Source organism: Erysipelatoclostridium sp. MSK.7.34 (assembly GCF_019041935.1).
GTDB classification, from domain to species: Bacteria; Bacillota_I; Bacilli_A; order Erysipelotrichales; family Coprobacillaceae; genus Thomasclavelia; species Thomasclavelia ramosa.
On record NZ_JAHPYJ010000003.1, the window covers coordinates 39,643 to 55,053 of the forward strand.

Below are 15,411 nucleotides of genomic sequence, written 5' to 3' on the forward strand. Positions count from 1 at the left end.
TTCTATTCTCCTTCTTTTAATATACTATCAATACTTACATCTAACGCATCAGCAATTTGTCCGATAGTTTTGAGTTGTCCAATCCTTTGACCTCTTAATATTGCAGAGACCGTACTATAAGACAAGTTGTTGATTTTACAAAACTCCTTTACTGATAATTGACGTTCTATCAATAAGATTTTAATTCTTGTTGAGTCAACCTTCATATTTTCACCTCCTTTTATACTCAATTTGAGTTATTTTCAATTAAATAATAGCATATATTAGGTTGTTGTCAATATAAATGACTCATTTTAAATAATTTTCATATGTTTTTATTCAAAATGAGTTATATTTATTTACAAGTTGCACAAATTTGATATAATTAACTCAAGAAAGGAGGTTAAATACATATATATGGCTACTTTTTCAGATATACTAGCAAGAGAACGTAAGAAAAAAGGTCTATCTAAAGCCGAGTTAGCCAGACGGCTCAATATCCCTTATACAACTTATCAAAATTATGAAAATGGTCGTGAACCTAAAATAGATGTCATCAAACAAATATCTGATGAACTCTCTATTTCCCCAAGCGTATTTTTTGACTTAGATAACGAAGATTTTCTTTTTGATCATAACTACTATCCTGTACAACACGATGAATTAAAAGATATTTTATTATATGATTCTGGTAAGTTCTTTGATATGAAAGAAAACTTTGATAAGGAACATGAAAAATTTGGAAATTATGAAATAAAAATTTATACACTTTTCGATGAATTCTATGCATTATTAAAGGATTTTCGTAAGCTTTCATTTGTTTCAGTTGATAAATTTCAATTTGAACAATTACGTCTTGATGCCCATCTTCTCATCAATAGAAGTTTACAAGATGCACAATACCAATACCAAAAAGTTGTATATGAATCTCAGTTCATGAATGAAGAAACAATTAATCAATATAAAGCAAATAATCCAAATTATAAGAAAGATATTATTTACAAAGTTCTCTTTACAAACAAAGAATTAGACCTTGATTTAGAAGATGATCAATCAATTGATACGATGTATCGTGTCGCATTAAAAAAATATTACAGTAAATAAAAAAGCACTCCAGCGCCAACTAGAGTGCACAGCATGAAAAAGAATTACCTACCACAGCAATCATTTTTCATGCTCCAATTTTAACATGAAAAGGAGCGAAATACAATGCCAACATATTATGATAAGAAAACCAAAACTTGGTTTTGTAAGTTTTATTATACTGATTATAAAGGTGAGAAAAAACAAAAGAAAAAAAGAGGATTCAAATTACAACGTGAAGCTAAAGAGTTTGAACGACATTTTCTAGAACAACAAAGTACAGATCTTAATATGTCATTTGAAAACTTTGTAAAACTTTACCAAGATGATATGTCGCCTCGACTGAAACCAAAGACATTACATGTTAAAAACAATATTATCGAGAAAAGGATTCTTCCTTTTTTTAAACAATATCAAATGAATGAGATTACTGCCATAATAATAAGACGATGGCAAAATGAGCTTATAAGCCAAAACTATTCTGAAGCATATTTAAAAAAGATAAATGGAATACTAAATGCCATTTTTAATCACGCTACAAAATATTATGACCTAAAAACGAATCCTTGTACTAAAGCCGGAAGCATTGGTAGCCATAAAAGCAAAAAAATGCAAATTTATACTATCGACGAGATGAAAACTTTATTAGAGAACGTACAGGACTATAATGATTACACTATATTCTCTACTCTTTTTTACACAGGTATGAGAAAAGGTGAATTGTTTGCATTACAAAAAAAAGATATAGATTTAGATAAAGGAGTTATTCACATTACAAAATCATATCAACGTATTAATAAAAAGGATGTCATTACATCTCCGAAAACGCACAATAGCTATAGGGATGTTAGTATTCCTCAATTCCTTGTAGATATTATTAAGCAATATATTGATAATCTCTATAAGCCAAAGGATGATGACTATATTTTTATGAATCATTACACAAAAGCAAGAGGGCGATTGAAATACGCACAAAGCAGAGCCAATCTTAATCCTGAGTTTACTCTCCATTCCTTTAGACATAGTCATGTTTCCATGCTTATTGAATTAGGTTATAGTGCACTCATGATAGCAGAACGTATAGGTGATACCGTTGAAACAACATTAAAAACTTACAGTCATTTATACCCTGATAAACAAATTCATCTCGTTAATAAGCTTGATGAATTAAACAATAGTACCGAATTAGTACCAGAAACTCCTCAAGAAATAAAAAAACCTTGATTTTATCAAGGTTTTTTAACACTTATTATTCACCAACGTATGGTAATAAAGCCATTTGACGAGCACGTTTGATAGCTGTAGCTAACATTCTTTGATATTTAGCGCTAGTACCAGTTACACGTCTTGGGATAATTTTCCCGTTAGCTGAAACGAATCTTTTTAATAATTCAACATCTTTGTAATCGATGTAAGTAATTTTGTTTTTAGTGAAGTAGCAAACTTTTTTTCTACCCATTCTTTGTTTTCTAAATGCCATTTTGAAAACTCCTTTCTTTAAAACTGAATATCATCTTCCATGATATCATATGTATTAATTGAATTATCAAATTCTTTTTCTAATTCAACTGTTTTCATATCATAGAAATTATCATTATTTTGTGGTTGTTGGTACGGTTGTTGCATTTGTTGTTGTGGCTGTGGTTGCCTTTCACGAGCAGCTCTTGTTTCTAAGAATTGCACACTATCACAAATAACTTCTACAACATATACCTTTTGACCTTGAGTGTTGTCATAGCTACGTGTTTGAATTCTTCCTTCAACACCAACTAAACTTCCCTTAGAACAATATCTCTCAACATTTTCAGCAGGTTTACGCCACACAACACAATTAATAAAATCTGCTTGTTGTTGACCATCTCTGCTTGTAAAATTACGATTTACCGCTAAAGTAAAAGAAGTAACCGCATCACCTTGTGATGTTCTTCTAAGTTCAGGATCTCTAGTCATTCGTCCTACTAGGACTACTCTATTAATCATCTAGTACGCCTCCTTCTATTTGCGAAGAGTTAAATGACGTAACATAGATGCATTGATGTTTGATAATCGTTCAAATTCAGCAACATCAGCAGCTGTACAAGTAGCATCAACAACTACATAGTACCCTTTTTTGTAATCTTTGATTTCATAAGCTAAATCGCGTAATCCCCATTCGTCAACGTTATCAACAGTTCCACCGTTAGCAGTTAAAATTCCTTTAAAGCTTTCGATTAAAGCGTTTCTAGCGTCATCTTCAACGTCAGGTTTTACAATAAACATAATTTCATACTTGTTCATTTCTATACCTCCTATGGTCTATTGGCTTATCTCTTTGGATAAGCAGGCAGTAAATATAATATTTTTACATGCTCAATTATAATAGCACACCAATCAAAACAAAGCAATGATTTATTTGATTAAATCATCATATTTTACAGTATCCCTAACTGACTTTTCCAAGTTAAGATTCGCATTACAGAACGATCCAACGAATTGAGACATATTTCATCATTCTTAGCTGCTGCAATAAGTGCCGAGATATGTTCTTGAGGATTAGAAGTCATAATTAAATCATTCCCTGCCTTAATCGCTTTAAGCGCAACTTCACCTTCACTTCCAAAGGCTTTTGCACTAGCCATTGAAATATCATCAGCAATAATAACGCCATGATAATTTAAGTCATCTCGTAAAATCTTACTCACTCTAGGTGACAATGATGCTAGATTTTGATCATCAATACTATCAACTACTATGTGACTAATCAAAATACTATTTGCACCTGCAGATATTCCAGCTTTAAATGGTAAGAAATCATTATTGACAAGCGAATCATAATCACGTGAATCGTGGCATATAGCAGTATGATTATCAGCAACGTTCCCATATCCGGGAAAATGTTTTAAAACACTTCCCATCTTAATATCATTCATTGCCTTTACGACATTTTTCACAAATTCAGCTGTTTCATTAGGATCAGTTCCAAATGAACGTTGATAGATAAAATCATCTTTACTCATTGCAACATCAGCTACCGGACCTATATTTACATTAATTCCAAATTCTTTTAAAAACTCCGACTTTTCTGTAGCATCACTAATAATAGCGTCCATCCCGCCTGCTTTAAAAACATCTTGGGGAGAACGAAATTTGTTACTGCGTAAATTATTACTAACCCGTACTACAGTTCCGCCCTCTTCATCTACTGCAATCAACATCGGGATAGTAACTGCTTTTTGATATGACTGAATATTTTCAATTACTTCCTCACGGGTCCGATTATGAAAATCACGATTATATAACATATAGCCACCTAATTGATATTGTGACAACAACTCAACTGCTTGACTTTCAGGACACCGAGCTAAAAATAATTGTGCTATTTTCTGCTCTAACGTCATCTTTTCAACCATTACTGCAATCTTATGCGAAGCTATCGTAGCATCCGTATTACCAGTTCCACCATTTCTAACTTGAACCGCTTGAACATTTAAGCCTAAAACATCAATTGCTTGTATCGCGGTTGTTTGCTCGAGTTTACCCGTATATTTGATAGTTACTAAGTTCCCATACTGTAACTCATCACCTTTTATTTTGGCCTTTTGACAATCCACCGTATAAACAATATTATTATCATCACGCAAACTGATTGTTTCATGTGTTATATCAACTATCTGTCCCTTTAACTCTTTAGCTGTTATCGTAGTTTCGCCTTCCCCTGCTAAGCGCAACTGATAAACTAACGCCCCCATGATCAATCCTAATAAAACAATGATTATAATGATTTTATGAGTAATAAAATTATTATTTCTTTCCTTCATTTAAAGATCCTCAGGAGTAGTTATTTTAATATTCTCATAACTGCCTATTACAACTTTGACTGGAGCTGTACTAAACTCTTCAACCAATGAGGCATCATCAGTAGCAATAAACCCACTATCTTGAGCCTGTTGATAACAAACTTTAATTAAACTCGTTTTAAAGGCTTGCGGAGTTTGAGCTTGCATCAATCTTGCCCTCGGCAAAGTCACCTCAACAGTATCATCACAACAAAGTTTGATCGTATCTTTAACTGGTACCATCAATAAACAGGCATCATATTCTTTTAAACATAATAATAAATCATCTATTTTTTCTGTCGTTATATATGGTCTAGCTCCATCATGGATTAATACATGATCCTGGTCAACTACCTGCAGGCCATTATAAACACTATCTTGACGCTCTTTACCTCCATAAACATAAACAATTCTCTTATCTGTCACTAACTGTTTTAAATCAGTTATCTCATCCGCTTTTGTAACTACAACAAGCTGCTTACAGCGCGGATCATTTAAAAAAGTTTTCATCGTCATTTGATACACAGTTTGATCACCAAAACGATATAACATTTTATTATAATCCAGTCCACTCCGGCTTCCTTTTCCAGCACATAAAATAATCGCACTATAATTCATCAATATCACATCCTTTCACTCATTGTAACATTTAATGATTATCTTGAAAACAAACATTATTTATCGATTTATTAATATAATTAATAATAATAAGGGAGTGATTTTATTACTAAAAATATAATTGGTTTTATTGCTAGTCTCGGTGTTTTTCTTTATAGTATGCATCTAATGTCAACTAGCCTTGATACCTTAGCAAACGATAAGCTTGAAAATATTTTATATAAACTATCTTCAAATAAATATTTAGGTGTTATCACCGGAACAGCCATCACAGCAATAATTCATAGTTCCTCTGCTACAACTATTATTCTCATCGGTCTCCTTAATAGTCATCTAATTTCATTAAATCAAGCAACTTGGATTATTTTAGGTGCTAATATCGGAACTACTGTAACTGGACTCATGATTGCTTTAGATTTAGGTCAGTCAGCAATCTATTTATGTGTCCTTGGATTATTACTAATGTTCTTAAAAAATAAAATTGCTTATTTAGGACGTGTCTTAATGGCCCTAGGATTGATTTTTTTAGCAATGGACAGTATGGCCGTAGCTCTGGCACCATTACAAACATCCCCATATTTTATTAATATGTTTGGTCATTTAGACAATCCTTTAACCGCTATTTTAGTTGGAACAGTTTTTACGGCGTTGATTCAAAGCTCAACTGCATCAGTTGGCGTCTTGCAAACTATTTATCAAAAGGGATTAATTAGTTTTGCAATGGCTACCAATGTTATTTATGGTCAAAATATTGGCACTTGTATAACCGCAGTTTTAGCATCACTTAATGGCGATCGCAGTTCAAAACGTTTAAGTGCTATTCATATCTTAATTAATGTACTCGGAACTATTATTTTTGTAATCTTAGCAAAATTTATCCCACTAGTTTCATTCATCGAATCCTTGACTCCAAATTATATGATGCAAATTGCTTATATGCATACTTTCTTTAATATCATTTCAACTATTATTCTATTACCATTTGATAACTTATTGATCTATCTGGCTAATAAAGTAATCCCATTATCAAAACAGGAGGTCACTTATGCTCACAAACCTTCTCGCTTATATTAACACCTACGGCTACAAGGCAATCTTTCTTTTAATTGCGATTGAAAATTTATTTCCGCCTATCCCATGTGAAATAATTTTAACTTTTGGCGGTTTCATGACAACGATCACAAACCTAACACCTCTAGGCGTAATTACAGTTGCTTCGCTTGGTTCTTATTTAGGCGCAGTGATTCTATATTGGTTTGGCTACTTAATCAATCTAGAACGACTCGAAAAGCTTCTAGTCCGATTTTATTTTAAACGTCATGATCTATCCCGTTCCCTTAACTGGTTTGAACAATATGGAAAAATCTCTGTTCTTATTGGTCGCTTGATTCCGATTGTTAGATCATTGATTTCTCTGCCTGCCGGAATTACTAAAATGAACTTCTTTAGTTTCTCATTTTATACTTTGATTGGTACAATCATTTGGAATAGTATTTTAGTAGTTCTTGGAATTATTTTAGGAAATAACTGGATCTTAATTAGTAAATATGTTAAACAATACGCACTGATTATTGCAATCATCACACTATTAATTATTTTATGGAAAAAGCGAAGACTCAATTAACTTTGGGCCTTCGCTTTATTTTGAAAATATTTATTAGCTGCTTTAACAATTCCTCTTCCTTGAAGTTTCATATCATATTCCTTTAAAATCAACTCAATATCTTCTTCTTTAACCTCATGAGGACAATTTTTACGAATAATTTTCTTTAAATCCATTTTTGTTAAATTCTTAAAATTAATTATTTCATCGATACGGCTTAATAATTCATCACTAAAAAAATTCTTAACTTTACTACTATGATTATTCTTTTTAAATCCTAATGTATTTTTAGCAGTCCCTTTATTTGACGTCATAATAATAATTGTATTATTAAAATATACTTTTCGTTTATGACTATCTTCTAAATAACCTTCATCAAATACTTGAAGAAAAAGATTTATAACATCTTGACTTGCTTTATCAATTTCATCTAAAAGAATAATACTTTTAGGATAGGTTTGTAATTGTCCCAGTAATAAACTTGGTTTATCATAACCAACATATCCCGGGGCTGCTCCAATTATCTTTTGAACACTGCTGCTATCACGATATTCACTCATATCTAAGCGAATCAATTTACGCCCCAAAAGTTTTGAAAGCTGTTTTGCACTTTCACTTTTTCCAACACCACTATTTCCAACAAATAACATTACTGCACTTGGTTGTTTTGACTGTTTTGTTAATTTTAATTGATTGATTATTTGTTCAATCGCTTTACTTTGTCCAATAATATGATGATTCAATTTTGCTTTAATTTCATCATAATCATAATCCTCACTTATCTTAACTGATGTATATTCTTCTATAACATCTTTAACAATTTGTTTAGTAATAATATGTTGCTGCTTAAATCGGGCTTTAACACAAGCTAAATCAAAAATATCGATGGCTTTATCAGGGAAAGTTCGATTTTTGATATAACGATCAACATTATCAACTAAATATGTTAAAACTTCATTATCGACTTCAATCTGATGAAATTGCTCATAAAATAATTTAGTTTTCTGTAAAATTTCTAATGTTTCTTCTTTAGTATTTTCTTTTAGTGTAATAACACTAAAACGTCGATTCATTGCTTGATCCTTTTCAAAATGCTGGAAATATTCTTCTGTCGTTGTTGCACCAATAATCGTTAGATCTTTTCTCGCTAAATACGGTTTTAAAATATTAGCAGCATCAATAGCCCCTTCGGCGCCACCAGCCCCAATAATATTATGGATCTCATCAATAAAAATGATGACATTATCCATTTCTTTTACCTTATCAATAATCTTTCGTAGCTTTTCTTCAAATTCACCACGATATTTTGTTCCTGCAACAATACTAGATAAGCTCAATTCATAAATAATTTTCTTTTTTAATCCTTCATTTACTTGTTTTTGATTAATTAAATACGCTAATTTTTCTACTAAAGCTGACTTACCTACACCAGCTTCACCAATAATCAACGCATTATTTTTTTCTTTCTTACTTAAAATCATACATAATTTTTCTAATTCTTTTTGTCTACCAACAATTAAATGTTCACCCTGTTTTACTTTCTTATTAAGATTAACTAGTGATTGAATCTGATCTAATTTAGTTTCTAATTCACTACTTTCATTTAATTGATAGATAATTTCTTCAAAATCAACTTTATATTTCTTTAATAATTCGTGAGCTACACTTTCTTCACTCTGCAATAAAGCAATTGTTAGGATATTAAGCGTTACTTTACTTTTATTTTGTTGATTAGTGATTTCCATTGCTGCTTCTAAGATACTTTTTACAGCATCACTATACTCCATATAAAAAGGTTGATCATCATTTGTCCCAAACAACCTTTTTATATCCTCATATATATTTTTATCATCAACATCATATTTCTTAACTAATTCCCGTAATTTGGAATCACTTATCTTTAACAGCGATAGCAGTAAATGTTCACTACCGACATTATTATGACCTAAATCAAAAGCAATACTTTCGCCTACCACAATTGCTTTTTGGGCTTGTTCATCAAATTTTGTTAACATGTTCCACCTCTAATTTTATTATATGTTTGACCTCTTAAATTATTAACGAAACGATTTATTTTAAACATAAAACAGTTCCCTTTCGAGAACTGTTTAGAGTTGATATATAGATATTCTGTTTCGACCATTATTTTTACTTAAATATAGTGCTTTATCGGCATTAGACCACAACTCTTGATAATTTTTACCATGTTTAGGATAATATGCTCCCCCGATACTTAAAGTAATTGTGCTGCTTCTATCAATTGTTGTAATATTCTTCTGCCAATTTTGTTTAAATTCTTTAATAGTCTTTTCAATTGCATCATAATTAGCATCGTCTAAAGCCAGATAAATGATAAATTCATCACCGCCAATGCGACCACAAATTCCTGATTTAAAACTTTCTTGCATTGTATTAGCTAATTTTATCAAAACCTCGTCACCATACGGATGACCATTATTATCATTAACTTCTTTAAAATAATCTATGTCTAATACTAAGATCACTCCATACTGATGATTACTCATCGCTTCAGTAACTTCTTTTTCAAGTGATGGACGATTTAATATTCCAGTAAGATAATCATGTCTTAAATTATAGATTACTTGTTGATTGGACATCTCTAATTCCTTCGTCTTTTCAGCAATTTCCTTTTTTAACTGAGCATTACTTTCTTCGACAATCCGTTGTGGGAAAAACTCATCATCACCTTGACTATAATCCGGTACTGATTGATGAACATGGATAATCTTCCACTGCATATCATGATATTCAATAATAAAGGTTACTCGTGATGAAAAACTATAGACTAACTGGTCGTTACTATTTTGTCGGCCCTCAATTTGGCCAATTACTACAAATAAGTTATCAGCTAATTCAGTTCCCTGATACCATTCATCTTCAATTATAAAAGTTCCATCCCAAAGTTCTGCTTCTTTATTCAAAGCCGTCATAAGTTCTTGAATGTTGCGACTAACCTCGTGAGCTCCCGTCCCAATGATTGTAATCCTTTTATCAATTATATCTTTTAATAACTTATAATTACGCTTCCCAAGATACTCATGGGCTATATATTGACAAAAGATTTCAGCATCTTTTACTGTTTTCATCTCTGACTCCTTTCATTACTACTCTATTAAATAGTATAGCATATTTCAGTTATATTTAGGACATAATAAAAGACTATCAGTAAAGTGAGTTCCAAAAGTTGGATATAACCAACTAGAAGGATTCGCTTCACTGATAATCTTAAGAAAATAATTCTGCAAAAAATGATTTCTTTTTAATTTCTTTACTACTTACACAATAACTTGCCTTCAAAGTACCCGTAAGTTCCTTTCCTTTGCCAGCGCCTAGGACAATTGTATATTCTCCATTATAATACTTAGCTTGATAATCTTTTTGATGATCAGCTAGTGCTTGATCAACATCATCAACACTTTTAATCCAATCTTTATAGTCTTTAATTAAGTCATCTTTTGTTTCATACATTGTCTTAATATCTTTATCACTATTACTATTGGCAATTATTTTATATTTTGGGTCATTACTTGAAGCATTTACTGATACAATATTCATCATAATTAATAATACTACAATTGTTTTTTTCATCTAGTTCACCTCAAGTTCATTATTACCAACTATGATTAAGTTATACAAAAAATATTTAATAAAGGGGTATTTTATGACTAATCGAATTATGCAAAAGGAAATTGTCAGTGATCCTTTTACCGCACTAGTTCCTAATACAGATATAACTGACACTTTACAAGAATTTATGGCGCTGCAACAACTTTATGATGCGGGAATTAAAGAAGTAAGAACAAAATTAGAAATTCTTGATGATGAGTTTAAAATAAAACATGATCATAACCCTATTCATCATATGGAATATCGTTTAAAATCTGTAAACAGTATATTGGGAAAACTAGAAAAACGGGGCCTAGAAGTATCTTTAGATTCTATTGTAACTAATTTGACTGATATTGCTGGTGTTCGCGTTATTTGTAATTATGTTAGCGATGTCTATAAAATTGCTGATTTATTAATAAAACAAAGTGATATTAAACTTATTGCCAAAAAAGATTACATTAAACATCCCAAGGAGAATGGTTATCGTAGTTTACATCTAGTTGTTGAAGTTCCTATCTTCTTAGCAGAGAAAGTTCAGCCAACTACTGTAGAAATTCAAATTAGAACGATTGCGATGGACTTTTGGGCAAGTTTAGAACATCACTTGCGATATAAAGCTGATAATGAAGTTCCTGATGGAGTTCGTGATGAGCTAATTGAATGTGCTAAAACAATTTCTAATCTGGATTATAAAATGCAAGGTATCCATGAGGAATTAAATAAACCAAAGAAAAAAGTGATTTAGTGTAGTATTCCCAAAAAGTTGGACACATTAAATTAAAGCTAAATCTTGAAAGGATTGTTGTCTATATGCAAGTGGACTCAATCCTTTTCTTTTTGTATTGATTCTCTCGTTATTATAATATTCGATATATTCACTCATTGCAGCTTTGAGTTGTTCTCTTGTTTTAAACTCTATTAATCAATTCGATTCTTTGTTCAACAGATATGGTTGCTCTTCCATGTTCTAATCCTATTTCTCCAAGTGAATCAAATATCCTAGACCAGCGAAGAACTTAATTATAAAAACTTCATGTTTAATTCCTGGTGGTCCTTTTATGCATTCACCATTTTTTATGTTTTTAAATACATTCTAATTTAAGTTCTTTACTCTACTTCATATAAAAAGTGACCTCCTAAAGTTGGTCACTACATAGATTACTTTTTCTCTATATTAATTTAAACTGTCCTTTTAAAATATCTTATTATTGGTTATTAAGATATGGTCAATATTTTGCTATTATATTATCAATTCTAAAGGGGGATTAGAAATGATTAATGAAAAAACAAATCAACTCGCAAAAACAGCACTAATGATAGCCCTAATTTTTGTTGGAACATTCAGTATTAGAATTCCCAATCCAGCTACTGGAGGATACTTTCATATGGGCGACAGTATGATCTTTTTAAGTGTATTGATTCTAGGTAAAAGAGATGGTGCCTTTGCTGGTGCATTAGGAGGTGCTTTAGCCGATTTACTATGTGGTGCAGCTATCTGGATCGGACCAACTTTAATTATTAAATTCATTATGGCCTGGATCATGGGAATTATTTGGGAACAGTATCCAAGTAAAATAATAAGTGCAATTGGTGGTGGCGTTTTCCAAATTATAGCTTATACAGCAACTGAAACTTTTTTATTTACTTGGCCCGCTGCACTTGGAGCTTTACCTGGTCTAACTATGCAGACTGCTGGTGGCATTATTATTTATGTTATCTTAGCAAGAGCTTTACAGACAACAAAATTATTAAACAGTGATTAAAGAGTTACTGCATTTCAGCAATTTTTTATAAATTTATTTTATTAATTGCAATATAGTTGATAAAGTTTTCTGCAGCTGCTGAAATATAATCTACTTTATTATAAACTAGATAGATTACACGGTAATCTTTTTTTAATTTTAAAGGAATGACCTTTAAATCAAATTCTTTTAAAAATGATGTATTAGCAGCGATTCCTACACCAAACCCTTGATTGATCATCCCACCAATCAATAATTCATTTTCCTGTTTAGAAATATAGCGGGGCTCCAATTTATGTTCTGCAAAAATTTCTTTAACTGTTTGAGCAATTACTAAATCATCAAGATAGCCTACTAAATCATAGTTTACTAATTCTTCTAAACTTATCTCCTGCTTATTTGCAAGTTCGTGATCTGGTGGAACAACAGCAACAAATTCCTGATATAAAACAGGAATAAAAACTAATTCTGGAGCAATTATTTTTCCACAAAAACCTATATCATATTTATGTTCTTTTAGCCCTTTAATAATATTTTCTGTTTTATCAGTTTGAATTTTAAACTCTGTTTGGGGATATTGCTGGAGATAACCTCTGATTGTATCTGGAATATATTGTGATGATAGTGTATGAATTATTCCTAATTCAATCGACTCTCTATTTGGACCTCAGATAGCTGCTAATTTTGTTAACAGTGAAGCCGGCACCTTGCCTATAACAATGTCTATTTAGTTGCTATTGGTGTTGCAATCATCGGTCTTATCTTAAATACTTATTTAATCAAAAAAACTGCTTAGGAGATGAAAAAATGGAATATATTAACATTAAAGGTTTAGACAAACCGATTTCAAAATTAATTATGGGTACAGCCTGGTTTAATCCAGCCTTTGAAGAAGAAATTTTTACAATGCTGGATCAATATGTTGCTGCTGGAGAAACAGTAATCGACACAGGTAGATTTTATGGGGCAAACAAAGATGGAGAACATGCTTGTGAATCTGAACGAGTTTTAAAAAAATGGTTTGATTCTCGTAATAATCGTGATCAATTAGTAATTATGGATAAAGCATGTCACCCAATTATTACCCCTGAAGGCTGCCATCATCCAGAGTATTGGCGAGTAAAGCCAGATATTATTACTGACGATCTTCATTATAGTTTACTTCATACAGGGTGCGATCATTTTGATATTTACTTACTTCATCGCGATGATCCTAGTGTCCCTGTCAATGAAATAATGGATCGTTTAGAACAGCATCGTCAAGAAGGTTTAATTACTACTTATGGTGTATCCAATTGGGAACTAGATCGTGTTCAAGCGGCAGTAGAATATTGCCAACAAATGGGCTACCAAGGATTATCAGTAAATAATCCATCTTATTCTTTAGCCCATGTCGCGAAAACACGTTGGCCTGGCTGTGTCTATGCAGATGACGATTTTGCTAAATGGCATCAAAATAAAGATGTTACTCTATTTAGCTGGGCCGCTCAAGGACACGGTTTCTTCGCTGATATTTACGATGATAACGCACCTCAGGACATTAAAGATGCTTTCTTTACTCCAGAAAACTTTGAACGATTAAAACGAGCTAAAGAATTAGGAAAACTCAAAGTGGTTCCTTCAATCAATATTGCCCTTGCATATGTACTTGACCAGCCATTTGATGTTGCAGCTATTGTTGGTAGTCGTAATAAAAGTGAATTTGATTCATGTGCTGAGGCGTTAAAAATAAGATTAACTCCTGCTGAAATTAATTATCTATGTCTTAAAACAGACAAATTATAAATTAATAAAAGCCATAGCAGTTATGGCTTTTATTAATTGTTTTTACTTTACAAATACTATATAATTTAATTACGGTAACTATTAAGGAGATGATTTTGTCCGGCGCACTTGATGTTACATAATCAGTAACATAAGTGAAACGTGGAAAACTTAGATAATCAAAAATGCATAATTTTTTACCTGTCAAAAACAGGTTTTATTGTTATGCCCAAATGATTATTTTAATTTCCACATTAATAGTCAAAACTCTTAACTGTGGAAATAACCACAGTTTTTTATTTTATCTAGTTACCGGATCATACGAAAGGACAAAACACGATGAAAGACATATTAAAACAATTAAATACGCGACCTAAATTATTTGAACAAAGTACAGCAAGTATTTGGGACGACCCTCATATTTCAAAAGGCATGTTAAAAGCTCATCTTAACGAGAACCAAGAATCAGCTACCCGTAAACTTGACTTTGTAAAAAAATCAGTTGCCTGGATCAATACTGTACTACCTAATCATCATTATAACAACTTACTTGATCTTGGTTGTGGCCCCGGTATTTATGCTGAATTATTCTATCAGTATGGTTATCAGGTTACTGGTATCGATCTATCAAAACGGTCAATCAGTTATGCTCAAGCTTCCGCCAAACAAAAAGGATTTGATATTATTTACCTTCGTAGTGACTATACCAAATCGAACTTTAGACAGCACTATGATTTAGTTACTTTAATTTATTGTGATTTTGGTGTCCTTCCTCCTGCTACTAGGAAAAAGCTCTTGCAAAAGATCTATAACACATTATCCCCCAAAGGCGCTTTATTATTTGATGTCTTTACTCCTTTACAATATGATGGAGCGGTAGAACATAAAAATTGGCAAATAAATGAAAATGGTTTTTGGCATAATGACTGGCACTTAGTTTTAAATGCTTTTTATCGTTATGATAATGTCCATACATTTTTAAATCAGTATACTGTCATTAATGAAGATAGAATAACTACTTATAATATCTGGGAACATACTTTCTCCCTGAAAGAATTAGAGAAAGACTTAAAAAATGCCGGCTTTACTAAGCTTGATTTTTATAAAGATGTCATTGGACAAAAATATGATAAAACAAGTAAAACTATTTGTGTAATTGCCCAAAAATAAGACTAAA

At 31.6% G+C, this 15,411-nt stretch carries 19 protein-coding genes; 8 read left to right on the top strand and 11 right to left on the bottom strand.

The features are described 5' to 3' along the window. Nucleotides 1-2 precede the first annotated feature (2 nt). Nucleotides 3-206 carry a helix-turn-helix domain-containing protein gene (locus KTF99_RS03025; RefSeq protein WP_156346888.1) on the bottom strand — a complete coding sequence of 68 codons (204 nt, stop codon included), beginning with the start codon at nt 204-206 and terminating at the stop codon, nt 3-5. 190 nt (nt 207-396) lie between these two features. Between KTF99_RS03025 and KTF99_RS03030 the strand changes: the two genes are divergently transcribed. Then, nucleotides 397-1,083, top strand: coding sequence for a helix-turn-helix domain-containing protein (locus tag KTF99_RS03030; protein ID WP_029482162.1), 687 nt, complete (start codon nt 397-399; stop codon nt 1,081-1,083). 105 nt (nt 1,084-1,188) lie between these two features. Further along, a complete protein-coding gene (locus tag KTF99_RS03035; RefSeq protein ID WP_029482161.1) occupies nt 1,189-2,286 on the top strand; it encodes a tyrosine-type recombinase/integrase in 1,098 nt (365 codons plus the stop codon). A gap of 25 nt (nt 2,287-2,311) precedes the next feature. Here KTF99_RS03035 and rpsR read toward each other — a convergent pair whose 3' ends face one another. The 5 genes from rpsR to ispD all read right to left on the bottom strand — a co-directional run bounded on the left by rpsR (nt 2,312) and on the right by ispD (nt 5,495). Further along, the gene (gene rpsR, locus KTF99_RS03040) at nt 2,312-2,542 is read right to left on the bottom strand and encodes a 30S ribosomal protein S18 (protein ID WP_003535715.1); all 231 of its coding nucleotides are present in this window, start codon (nt 2,540-2,542) and stop codon (nt 2,312-2,314) included. 17 nt (nt 2,543-2,559) lie between these two features. Then, nucleotides 2,560-3,042, bottom strand: a complete 483-nt coding sequence (gene ssb / locus KTF99_RS03045) for a single-stranded DNA-binding protein (RefSeq protein WP_217215444.1) — start codon at nt 3,040-3,042, stop codon at nt 2,560-2,562. 15 nt (nt 3,043-3,057) lie between these two features. Beyond that, nucleotides 3,058-3,339, bottom strand: a complete 282-nt coding sequence (gene rpsF / locus KTF99_RS03050) for a 30S ribosomal protein S6 (protein ID WP_003535710.1) — start codon at nt 3,337-3,339, stop codon at nt 3,058-3,060. 134 nt (nt 3,340-3,473) lie between these two features. After that, complete coding sequence (locus tag KTF99_RS03055) at nt 3,474-4,859, bottom strand: glycoside hydrolase family 3 N-terminal domain-containing protein (protein ID WP_003535708.1); 1,386 nt, start codon at nt 4,857-4,859, stop codon at nt 3,474-3,476. Then, nucleotides 4,860-5,495: a 2-C-methyl-D-erythritol 4-phosphate cytidylyltransferase gene (gene ispD / locus KTF99_RS03060; RefSeq protein WP_029482160.1), complete on the bottom strand. Its 636-nt coding sequence runs from the start codon at nt 5,493-5,495 to the stop codon at nt 4,860-4,862. Between the two features lie 129 nt (nt 5,496-5,624). Here ispD and KTF99_RS03065 point away from each other — a divergent pair, with 129 nt between their 5' ends. Continuing rightward, the gene (locus KTF99_RS03065) at nt 5,625-6,569 is read left to right on the top strand and encodes a Na/Pi cotransporter family protein (RefSeq protein ID WP_224209136.1); all 945 of its coding nucleotides are present in this window, start codon (nt 5,625-5,627) and stop codon (nt 6,567-6,569) included. Continuing rightward, nucleotides 6,541-7,119, top strand: coding sequence for a DedA family protein (locus tag KTF99_RS03070; RefSeq protein ID WP_003535700.1), 579 nt, complete (start codon nt 6,541-6,543; stop codon nt 7,117-7,119). Before KTF99_RS03065 ends, KTF99_RS03070 begins: the two co-directional genes overlap by 29 nt. Here the strand turns inward: KTF99_RS03070 and KTF99_RS03075 are convergent. From KTF99_RS03075 to KTF99_RS03085, 3 genes are all read right to left on the bottom strand, one after another. Then, nucleotides 7,116-9,113, bottom strand: coding sequence for an AAA family ATPase (locus KTF99_RS03075; protein ID WP_003535699.1), 1,998 nt, complete (start codon nt 9,111-9,113; stop codon nt 7,116-7,118). The two genes, KTF99_RS03070 and KTF99_RS03075, sit on opposite strands and share 4 nt — an antisense overlap. A gap of 93 nt (nt 9,114-9,206) precedes the next feature. After that, entirely contained in the window at nt 9,207-10,205 is a 999-nt protein-coding gene (locus KTF99_RS03080; RefSeq protein WP_029482159.1) for a diguanylate cyclase domain-containing protein, read from the bottom strand. A gap of 139 nt (nt 10,206-10,344) precedes the next feature. Beyond that, nucleotides 10,345-10,707, bottom strand: coding sequence for a hypothetical protein (locus tag KTF99_RS03085; protein ID WP_003535696.1), 363 nt, complete (start codon nt 10,705-10,707; stop codon nt 10,345-10,347). A 73-nt stretch (nt 10,708-10,780) separates the two neighbouring features. Between KTF99_RS03085 and KTF99_RS03090 the strand changes: the two genes are divergently transcribed. After that, the gene (locus tag KTF99_RS03090) at nt 10,781-11,473 is read left to right on the top strand and encodes a GTP pyrophosphokinase (protein ID WP_008792597.1); all 693 of its coding nucleotides are present in this window, start codon (nt 10,781-10,783) and stop codon (nt 11,471-11,473) included. Nucleotides 11,474-11,500: 27 nt separating this feature from the next. Here KTF99_RS03090 and KTF99_RS03095 read toward each other — a convergent pair whose 3' ends face one another. After that, the gene (locus KTF99_RS03095; protein ID WP_369931495.1) at nt 11,501-11,647 is read right to left on the bottom strand and encodes an IS3 family transposase; all 147 of its coding nucleotides are present in this window, start codon (nt 11,645-11,647) and stop codon (nt 11,501-11,503) included. Nucleotides 11,648-11,999: 352 nt separating this feature from the next. Between KTF99_RS03095 and KTF99_RS03100 the strand changes: the two genes are divergently transcribed. Continuing rightward, entirely contained in the window at nt 12,000-12,491 is a 492-nt protein-coding gene (locus KTF99_RS03100) for an ECF transporter S component (protein ID WP_029482157.1), read from the top strand. 25 nt (nt 12,492-12,516) lie between these two features. Here KTF99_RS03100 and KTF99_RS03105 read toward each other — a convergent pair whose 3' ends face one another. Next, nucleotides 12,517-13,119, bottom strand: coding sequence for a LysR substrate-binding domain-containing protein (locus tag KTF99_RS03105; RefSeq protein ID WP_081446366.1), 603 nt, complete (start codon nt 13,117-13,119; stop codon nt 12,517-12,519). Between the two features lie 158 nt (nt 13,120-13,277). On the opposite strand from KTF99_RS03105, the gene KTF99_RS03110 reads away from it, so the two are divergent. Then, nucleotides 13,278-14,255: an aldo/keto reductase gene (locus tag KTF99_RS03110; RefSeq protein WP_029482155.1), complete on the top strand. Its 978-nt coding sequence runs from the start codon at nt 13,278-13,280 to the stop codon at nt 14,253-14,255. A gap of 318 nt (nt 14,256-14,573) precedes the next feature. After that, nucleotides 14,574-15,404, top strand: a complete 831-nt coding sequence (locus tag KTF99_RS03115) for a class I SAM-dependent methyltransferase (RefSeq protein ID WP_003535680.1) — start codon at nt 14,574-14,576, stop codon at nt 15,402-15,404. Nucleotides 15,405-15,411: the final 7 nt, after the last annotated feature.

Coding starts and splice junctions, on each gene's coding strand:
- ssb (WP_217215444.1), bottom strand. CDS start 3,042: ATGATTAATAGAGTAGTCCTAGTAGGACGAATGACTAGAGATCCTGAA.
- KTF99_RS03075 (WP_003535699.1), bottom strand. CDS start 9,113: ATGTTAACAAAATTTGATGAACAAGCCCAAAAAGCAATTGTGGTAGGC.
- KTF99_RS03115 (WP_003535680.1), top strand. CDS start 14,574: ATGAAAGACATATTAAAACAATTAAATACGCGACCTAAATTATTTGAA.
- KTF99_RS03025 (WP_156346888.1), bottom strand. CDS start 206: ATGAAGGTTGACTCAACAAGAATTAAAATCTTATTGATAGAACGTCAA.
- KTF99_RS03055 (WP_003535708.1), bottom strand. CDS start 4,859: ATGAAGGAAAGAAATAATAATTTTATTACTCATAAAATCATTATAATC.
- KTF99_RS03090 (WP_008792597.1), top strand. CDS start 10,781: ATGACTAATCGAATTATGCAAAAGGAAATTGTCAGTGATCCTTTTACC.
- KTF99_RS03085 (WP_003535696.1), bottom strand. CDS start 10,707: ATGAAAAAAACAATTGTAGTATTATTAATTATGATGAATATTGTATCA.
- KTF99_RS03080 (WP_029482159.1), bottom strand. CDS start 10,205: ATGAAAACAGTAAAAGATGCTGAAATCTTTTGTCAATATATAGCCCAT.
- KTF99_RS03070 (WP_003535700.1), top strand. CDS start 6,541: ATGCTCACAAACCTTCTCGCTTATATTAACACCTACGGCTACAAGGCA.
- KTF99_RS03100 (WP_029482157.1), top strand. CDS start 12,000: ATGATTAATGAAAAAACAAATCAACTCGCAAAAACAGCACTAATGATA.
- ispD (WP_029482160.1), bottom strand. CDS start 5,495: ATGAATTATAGTGCGATTATTTTATGTGCTGGAAAAGGAAGCCGGAGT.
- KTF99_RS03030 (WP_029482162.1), top strand. CDS start 397: ATGGCTACTTTTTCAGATATACTAGCAAGAGAACGTAAGAAAAAAGGT.
- KTF99_RS03110 (WP_029482155.1), top strand. CDS start 13,278: ATGGAATATATTAACATTAAAGGTTTAGACAAACCGATTTCAAAATTA.
- rpsF (WP_003535710.1), bottom strand. CDS start 3,339: ATGAACAAGTATGAAATTATGTTTATTGTAAAACCTGACGTTGAAGAT.
- rpsR (WP_003535715.1), bottom strand. CDS start 2,542: ATGGCATTTAGAAAACAAAGAATGGGTAGAAAAAAAGTTTGCTACTTC.
- KTF99_RS03035 (WP_029482161.1), top strand. CDS start 1,189: ATGCCAACATATTATGATAAGAAAACCAAAACTTGGTTTTGTAAGTTT.